The 7968-nt window shown below is 46.6% G+C and carries 8 protein-coding genes; 4 read left to right on the top strand and 4 right to left on the bottom strand.

All coding sequences use genetic code 11. The features are described from left to right. Positions 1-175 precede the first annotated feature (175 nt). Both CLOSYM_RS23770 and CLOSYM_RS23765 read right to left on the bottom strand, forming a co-directional pair. Complete coding sequence (locus CLOSYM_RS23770; protein WP_021641313.1) at positions 176-925, bottom strand: cell wall-binding repeat protein; 750 nt, start codon at positions 923-925, stop codon at positions 176-178. Beyond that, positions 888-1022, bottom strand: coding sequence for a hypothetical protein (locus tag CLOSYM_RS23765; RefSeq protein WP_021641312.1), 135 nt, complete (start codon positions 1020-1022; stop codon positions 888-890). Before CLOSYM_RS23765 ends, CLOSYM_RS23770 begins: the two co-directional genes overlap by 38 nt. Before the next feature lie 293 nt (positions 1023-1315). Between CLOSYM_RS23765 and CLOSYM_RS05630 the strand changes: the two genes are divergently transcribed. Both CLOSYM_RS05630 and CLOSYM_RS05625 read left to right on the top strand, forming a co-directional pair. Continuing rightward, positions 1316-2023: a response regulator transcription factor gene (locus tag CLOSYM_RS05630; protein ID WP_003497172.1), complete on the top strand. Its 708-nt coding sequence runs from the start codon at positions 1316-1318 to the stop codon at positions 2021-2023. Beyond that, positions 2016-3341 carry a HAMP domain-containing sensor histidine kinase gene (locus CLOSYM_RS05625; protein ID WP_021641310.1) on the top strand — a complete coding sequence of 442 codons (1326 nt, stop codon included), beginning with the start codon at positions 2016-2018 and terminating at the stop codon, positions 3339-3341. Before CLOSYM_RS05630 ends, CLOSYM_RS05625 begins: the two co-directional genes overlap by 8 nt. Positions 3342-3373: 32 nt before the next feature. Here the strand turns inward: CLOSYM_RS05625 and CLOSYM_RS05620 are convergent, their stop codons facing one another. Further along, positions 3374-4018, bottom strand: coding sequence for a cysteine hydrolase family protein (locus CLOSYM_RS05620; protein ID WP_021641309.1), 645 nt, complete (start codon positions 4016-4018; stop codon positions 3374-3376). Positions 4019-4288: 270 nt separating this feature from the next. Here CLOSYM_RS05620 and CLOSYM_RS05615 point away from each other — a divergent pair, with 270 nt between their 5' ends. Further along, complete coding sequence (locus tag CLOSYM_RS05615; protein WP_021641307.1) at positions 4289-5590, top strand: nickel-dependent lactate racemase family protein; 1302 nt, start codon at positions 4289-4291, stop codon at positions 5588-5590. Positions 5591-5624: 34 nt separating this feature from the next. Next, positions 5625-7067, top strand: a complete 1443-nt coding sequence (locus tag CLOSYM_RS05610) for a sodium:solute symporter family protein (RefSeq protein ID WP_044902164.1) — start codon at positions 5625-5627, stop codon at positions 7065-7067. A gap of 77 nt (positions 7068-7144) precedes the next feature. Here CLOSYM_RS05610 and CLOSYM_RS05605 read toward each other — a convergent pair whose 3' ends face one another. Further along, positions 7145-7786 (bottom strand): type I phosphoribosyltransferase, encoded by a 642-nt coding sequence (locus CLOSYM_RS05605; RefSeq protein ID WP_003497179.1) that lies wholly within the window; start codon positions 7784-7786, stop codon positions 7145-7147. Positions 7787-7968 lie beyond the last annotated feature (182 nt).

Raw genomic sequence — 7968 nt, 5'->3', positions numbered from 1 at the left:
ACACGGTTATGTCCCGCGAGGTGTTTTCGTGCGTACTTTGCACGAAAATCCCGAGTATCACGGCGCGAAACTTCGTTTTATGCAGTTTCTGTGCATCGCGAAGCGTGTTATTGTTTACATCATGCTGCTTTTTGGCATGGTGTAAACAGTAACCAATCATGTCAGGAAACCTGGTTTATTTCCATCTATTCGTTATTTTTTCATGCACGTCGTACCACATTTCAGATGCATCAAAGCTGCCGTCTTTCTTGTTGATAAAACGATATGTATAAACATTATTATCGTAAAGCTGGATGAACGGAATCGTCACATAAGCATCATCATATCTGCCGTCTTCATCGACATAGTCGCTGGTTGTTGAATCGGTATTTAATGACATTGCAAGAAGCTGTGCCGCAGTATAGCTCGTTCCCTTACCTTCATCCAGTGTGATGGACTTAACGGAACTGTCGGAATTAAATTCTACCGATACCTTATCCTCGGAAATCGAGCTGTTTTCAATATTGTAGCCCTTCTTGCCTTTCTGGATTTTGCCCTTGCTGTTTACAAGATAAATCTTATCATTGTAGAAATACAGCCTGTTTTCATACCATCCGGTCGCCATCTTTCCGTCTTCATCGAAATAATATGTTTTCCCATTAATTTTTTTGGATGTCGATGTCAGCTTGCGGCCTTTGCTGTCAAAATAATACCAGTGATCACCGTCTTCACCGGGATCATCGATGCTGTCGTCGGACGGAACCTTAATCCAGGAATTGACAAGCCTCTTACCTCTTTCATTCACATAGCTCTCATCGTCCACCCAGGACATTGTCAGCATATCGCCGTCATCATCCAGGTAAAACCAGCCGGTACCATCTTTTCTCCACTCACTGGTAACCATATTGTCATTCGGAATCATAATAATGCCAGATTCCAGAATCATCTTTCTCCCAGCCGGCGGCGAAAGAAGTCATGGAAGCTCCCATGGCAAGTAATGCTGCCGTAGAGAGTATTGCGACTAATTTCGTTTGTTTCTTCATAAATAAAAGCACACTCCTTTTTTTGAATTCTTAATATTTCCTGAGATCGGTTCGGACCGCTTCGCATTTCGGAGCATACCGGCAATCCCGTTTTCAGGATAATTTAATCATACCGGGAAAATCTTAATCAATTCTAAAACCTTTTTTAATGATTCTAAAGTAAATAATTTGTAGGAAGTATGTCCTAAAATGTAAGAAAAAAGAAAAAAGTAACAATTGAATATGGTATAATGAGCGGGTGCCTATTGGAATTTCTTTCCAGATTCCCGGCACTACTGACGGAGGAAAGCGAAATGGGTAATGCAAATATTTTAATTATAGAAGACGATGAAGATATCCGGGAGGGCATAAGGATCCTGCTGGAAAGTGAAGATTACCAAATCACAGAGGCAGCCGACGGCTGGGAAGGATTACGGCTTCTGTCAGATGATACGGATCTGGTAATCCTTGACATCATGATGCCCGGAATCTCAGGGTTAAAGACGTGTGAAGAAATCCGGAAAACATCCTTTGTCCCGGTTCTCTTCCTGACTGCAAAAGCCCAGGAATCTGATAAGCTGATCGGCCTGATGGCGGGGGGCGACGATTATCTGACCAAGCCGTTCTCCTACGCGGAGCTTCTGGGACGGGTAAAGGCGCAGCTTCGGCGATACCATATCTACCGCGGCAAAGAAGACGAAGCATCACAGCCGGAGGAACACTTCATCGAGTCCGGCCGTTTCCGGATTAATGAGGATTTTAATGAGGTATATGTTGACGGTACGGAGGTCAATCTGTCCGATATCGAGTACCATATTCTTCTTATTATGATGCAGTATCCAAAACGCATCTTCTCAGCCCAGAATTTATATGAGAGCATCTGGAGTGAGCCGTATTTTTATTCATGCAATGCCACCGTGATGGTGCATATCAGAAATCTTCGAAAAAAAGTGGAGAAAAATCCGCAGAATCCGGTATCGATAACAACTGTCTGGGGAAAGGGGTACCGGTTCGATGCCTAAAGATAAAACACTTAAAACGAATTCGATTTATTACCGCTTTCTGAAACTTCTGGCCCTGGCCTTCGTGACCGCCGCTCTTTTTTTCCTCCTTCTCAATCAGGGCGGAGAGAAACTTCTGGATTACTATTTTACTAAAACAAATTATATGGAGCGGGAAAATGCGAGGAGATACAATGATCTGCGGGATTACGTAAAGAAAAACAAATTGTCCACGGAAGACACGGACAGGCTGGCCGAATGGGTCCGCCGTCAGGAAGTCGTCTGGATGCAGATGTACCGCGATCACATTCTGCTTTACGACTCGCAGTTCCCCTATATGAAAGCCAATCCGGAGTATCATGTAACGGGCCAGTTCTACGAATGGAACGGTTATGAAATGATTGATTTTCAGGATGGGGAGGCACTCGTCTTCCTGACTGGCATGTATACATACCAATTCTTTAATTATGCCCTGATCGTTGAATTTCTCCTCTCCTTCCTCCTGTTTACCGGAATTATCATGGCAGGCATCCGAAGTACAATGAAATATATCAGGACGCTGAGCGCCGAGATCGGGATTCTGGAAGGCGGAAATCTGGATTACCGCATCACAGTAACCGGCAGCGATGAGATGGCGGTTCTGGCAAAGGGTCTGGACAGCATGCGCGAATCCATCCGTGACAAGATCAGCCAGGAAGCCGAACTGATACGTCTCAACCAGTCCATGATCACCGGCCTCTCCCATGATCTGCGCACTCCTTTGACCGCGCTTCTCATCTACACGGAGATATTAAAAAATGAGATCGATGCAGACAGAAAGCAGATGCAAAAATGGGTTCTGAAAATAGATGAGAAGGCACATCAGATTAAAGATATGGCCGACTGTATCCTGAATTACTCCCTTCTGAAAAAGGCCGCCGGTCCCACGGCTCTCAGGCAGGAACCATTTCGTTCCGTTTTCTACGACTCCCTTTCCGAGTTGTGCGTCTGTCTGGAGCAGAAAGGCTTTGAGGTCCGTCCATCCCTGGCCTGGGAGGACAGGGAGATCTGTGCCGATTCGAAATACATAACCAGGATCCTTGACAATATCTGCTCCAATATCATAAAATATGCCTCCTGTGGTGACCCGATCCGGATCGAATCGTTTTATCAGACGGACGGCTGCGGCTTGGTGTTTGAAAATAAAAAGTCGGCCAACCAGACCCAGGCTGAAAGCACCGGCATCGGTGTCCGCAATATCCGCGAAATGATGGAGGAGATGGGAGGATGTTGTGAGGCGGAGGAGACATCGGAGGACTATCGGATCCGGCTGACATTTGCCTGTTCCCCCGCCGTTTAGACAAAATGGCCAGCCGAAGCTGGTCATTTTGTCTACTCAAGCGCTCCCAAAAACTCCCTATACCCCATCAGCTTCCCAATCTTCGGGAAAATCCATTTTTCACAGAAATCCTGTTCTTCCTGTGTATCGGTGGCGGTACAGTCGCCGATTACAATCACACGGTAGCCTTTATCATAGGCCGAACGGGCGGATGATTCGACACACCAGTCCGTGTGAAATCCGGTAAACACCACATACTCAATCTCATTTGCCCTCAGATAATAATCAAGGGCGGTGGAGTGGAATGCATCCAGCGTCTTTTTGCCCTCCACCACGACGTCTCCCGGCTGCGGCGTCAGTTCTTTGATAATCTCCGGCCCAGGCGTTCCCCGAAGCCATGCACCGGTTCCCCAGTCTGCCTTCATATCCATCTCAATCCCGCGAAGTCCCTCGCACGCCGGACCGCCCTTTTTCAGTTCCGGAAATCCGGGATCAAAAGGATGGAACGGGCAGTAAAATATTTTTGCCACCCTGCCTCTGGCCTGGGTTAACAGTTCCTGAAGATTTGCAATCACATGTCTCTCTGCCAGCTGTTCCCTGATATGGGCATACATGGTGCCGCCCTCGCTCAAAAAATCATTCTGCGGTTCAATTAATACAATTGCCGTCTTATCCTTTGGTATTTTAAAATCTGCCATATCAATAACCCCTCTCTTTTAAATTGAATTTTATATCTGCCTGCATACGCCGGTGTATTCAAAAAAGAATACGCGGATTACATAGCATTCGGCAGGAACAGCACAAAAACACAGAGCAAATGCTTTGTCAAGATTTGATTTTTTCATCAAATTTATTGACAGAATCCCGTTATAGTGTTAAACTTTAGTAGTTTAAAGTTCAAAACTTTTACGTATTGCATTATCAGAATCAGCAGCCGAAAAGACTGCCTGTCAAGAAAGGAAACTATTATGGAACAAATACATTTAAAATATGGCACGTCAACTGTGGATTTTACCGTCGAAGGCGCCAAAAGCATCGCTTATCTCCACGAGAATCCAATGCGGGTAATTGATGATATAAAGGCGGAATTCCACCACTGTATCACAGGCGGAGTCATCGGGACCAAACCCTTAAATCAGCTAATCGCAAAAGAGGATGATGTCACAATCATCATCAGTGACATGACCCGTTTCTGGATGCGCCAGGATATTCTCTGCCAGCTTCTGGTGGAATATCTTCATGATACGCTGAATATTCCCTTTGAACAGATTGCGGTCGTAATCGCACTCGGAACACACCGTATGAATTCCGAGGAGGATAAGAGGAAACTGGCCGGAGCCTATGTATATGATCATGTGAGCGTAACCGACCACGACTGTGACTCCCCCGACCTCGTCTGTGTCGGCACCACCTCCTTCGGCACAAAGGTCAGTGTCAATCCCCTGGCGGTGGGCAGAAAAGTTATCAGCATCGGCGGTACGGTCCATCATATCATGGCAGGTTACGGCGGGGGCAGAAAAAGCATAGTTCCCGGAATCGCATCACGTGAGACCATCCGTATGAATCATCAAATGGCGCTGGATCCGGAACAGCCGAAATCCGATTCCCGAATCGGAAGCGGTAAAATTCTCGTTAATCCGATTCACCAGGATATGTGCGAGGCCGCCGATCTGGTTCATGTGACATTCGGAATCAATATTGTTGTGGATTCTGCCTCCAGGCACAGCGGACTTTTCTGCGGAGATTTTGACAAGGCGTGGAAGGAGAGCTGCCGTTATGTACAGCAGTCCTACGGGCTGCCGATTGATTATGAGGCAGACGTCGTAATCGTAAGCTGCGGCGGATTTCCAAAGGATCTGAATTTTTACCAGTCCACTAAATCGCTGTTCAACGGGGCGAAGGCGGTAAAAAAGGGAGGAACCCTGATTCTGCTGGCCGCCTGCTCGGAGGGCAGCGGGGCAAAAGACTTCTTTGACTGGATCGAGCCTCTCAAAAACGGCTGCCTCGATGAAGCCCTGAGAAAGGATTTCACTATCGGGGGATATATCTTTTATGCTGCCTGTGAATCTATCCGCAAAGCCCGTACGCTTCTCCTCTCCGGCCTGGAGCCCGGGGTGATAAAGGATATGCAGGTACAGTCCTTTAAGGATATGGACACTCTTTTGTCAAAGGTGGATTTTAAAAATAAAGATGTCTATATCATCCCTTACGGCGGCAGTGTCATGCCGCAGTTAAAAGAAGAATATGCAGAGCTCTGCAGCAACATATAAAAATAGCCTGGCACCAGCCGGAAGGAGTATCACCATGAATATACCTCTGATAATCGTAATATTATACGTTATGCTTTTATTTGGGATCAGCATTTATGTCTCCCGGAAACAGAAAAAGGACAAAAATGATTTTCTAATCTATAAAGGAAAAAATAATACCTTTATTGTGGCCGCCAGCATCTCAGGCCTTGCCATCGGAGGGGCGTCCACCATCGGAATCGCAGAAAATGCATTTACAGTGGGTCTGTCCGCCGGCTGGTACGACACAGCCTGGGCTATCGGAGCCGTCGTATCCTCCGTACTGGCGGTGAAATATCTGCGAAAAAGCAGCTACTCCACCATCAGCGGTCTTGTAGGCGACCTGTATGGACAGAAAACCAGCTTTATCATGGTAATTGCCATGTGCATCATCCAATCGGGCATCATTGCCCTCCAGTACAAAGCAGGCGGTTCTATCCTGGCCTCTCTGCTCCCGGACGTCTTCACGGTGGAAAGCGGCACCTTTTTCTCCTTTCTGATTTTTATGCTGGTTGCCGTAATCGGAGGAATGGGAAGCGTATCCCTGACCAACGTACTCAACCTCATTCTGATTTATGCAGGCGTTGTCCTGGCCGCTGTTCTGGTTTTACAGGGCCACGGAGGCTGGACTGCCATAAAAACGCTCACCGCGGCACAGCCTGATGTACCTTATCTCAGTTTAACCGCAGGAATGGGCTGGATTGGCATTATAAGCTGGATTATTGTCATGCTGGGCAACACAAATTCTGTCCAGGGCGTTGTACAGATCGGCCTTACCGGAAAAGATGATAAAGCAGCCAGAAACGGTTTCATTTTCGGAGCTTTACTGATGGTTCCGGTTGGTTTTATATGCGCAATTTTAGGCGTGGCCGGCAGAGCGCTTCTTCCGGACGCTTCCGCGTCCATGGCGCTGCCGATGATTTTGATGAGTGTTCCCCCCATACTCGGCGGAATCACCCTCTCCGGCCTGTGGGCTGCGGATATGGGAACCGGCTGTTCCATGATTATCGGACTCTCCACCACGGTCAGCACCGATATCGTATATAAATTAAACTGCAACAAAATTCCGGAAAGCAAAAAGATGCTTGTAAATAAAGTAATCGTTGTCCTCAGCAGTATTATAACCTACCTGATTGCGACACAGATGGGTGCAATCCTGGTTGCTATGCAGAAGGCTTTGTCCCTGGCGATCGGAACCTCCTTTATCGTTATCGGAGGGCTTCTCTTTCCCGGATTTTCCAGCCGTAAAGCGGGCTTCTGGACAATTATGACATCCATCGTCTCAATCATTGCCTGGAATATAGTCCCGGCGCTGACTCCTGTATTCAAAAGCATCGGTCTGTTTATGCTTGCCACCTGCGGAGCCGTCTTCATTATAATCAGCCTGGTGGACAGTGAGAAAGTAAAAGGAACATCCGCCGTTATCACAACAGCAAAGCTCGCGCAGACTGCCGAATGATTAATTGAGGCTAAAAAACCAGGCAGACGGAAACCGCTTCCGTCTGCCTGGTTCTATCTCTATACAATTGTGCTCTGCTATCTGATTGTTGAGTAGCCGAATGTATTAACAAGAGCATCCAATTTCTTTCCGGCTTTACACTGCGGACAGTTCCTGTAATCGGAATATTCATAATCCGGCAGATCCTTCTTGCCGAAAACTGCCTTGATAGGCACACCGTTCATCTCGTCGATAGCGCTGAATATGGCCGATACTCCCATCAGAATACCGTCATAGTACTGAATACACTCGATTGCCTTATTTACGGTAAGGCCCGTCGTAACGGAGGCCATCAAAATCATCACGTGTTTCCCGCGGATCATCGGTATCAGGTTCTCCCTGAAAATAATCTGGCTGTTATTATTAAACTCCGGACTTACAACATAAATTGTCTTATGAGCATTCATCGAAAGAAATCCGCCCTGTGTCAGCTCTTCCGAAAGAAACGCTCCTATCACTTCCGTCTCTTCCATGCATACAATCGTATCGATTACCGTGTCATAGAGATACATGCTGACCAGATCCTTAGCCAGCTCCTGTGCCTCACTGGTTCTGGTCTTCATCGTGGTCATATCAATGTAATAATTGATATGGGCGTGGTTGGTTGCATAATGTCCCGGCATAACTTTCAGCGCGACATCGGTTCCTGCTGTTTTGATTTTTACATATTTGTTCTCCATAAAAACGCCCCCTTCATGAATGAAGTCTCCTTGTAGTTCACCTATATTATACTAAAAATCCCAATCTATCACAAGTTAAAATCTGTACATTTATACAATTTTAATCAAATTTTTTAACACTTTAGATAAAGAGATTTAACTGAGGTTTGGAGGACGCATCCGGAACGGACCATGTCCGGTGT

The sequence above is a fragment of the [Clostridium] symbiosum ATCC 14940 genome, assembly GCF_000466485.1.
GTDB lineage: Bacteria > Bacillota > Clostridia > Lachnospirales > Lachnospiraceae > Otoolea > Otoolea symbiosa.
This window is presented reverse-complemented; position numbering and strand designations above follow the sequence as displayed.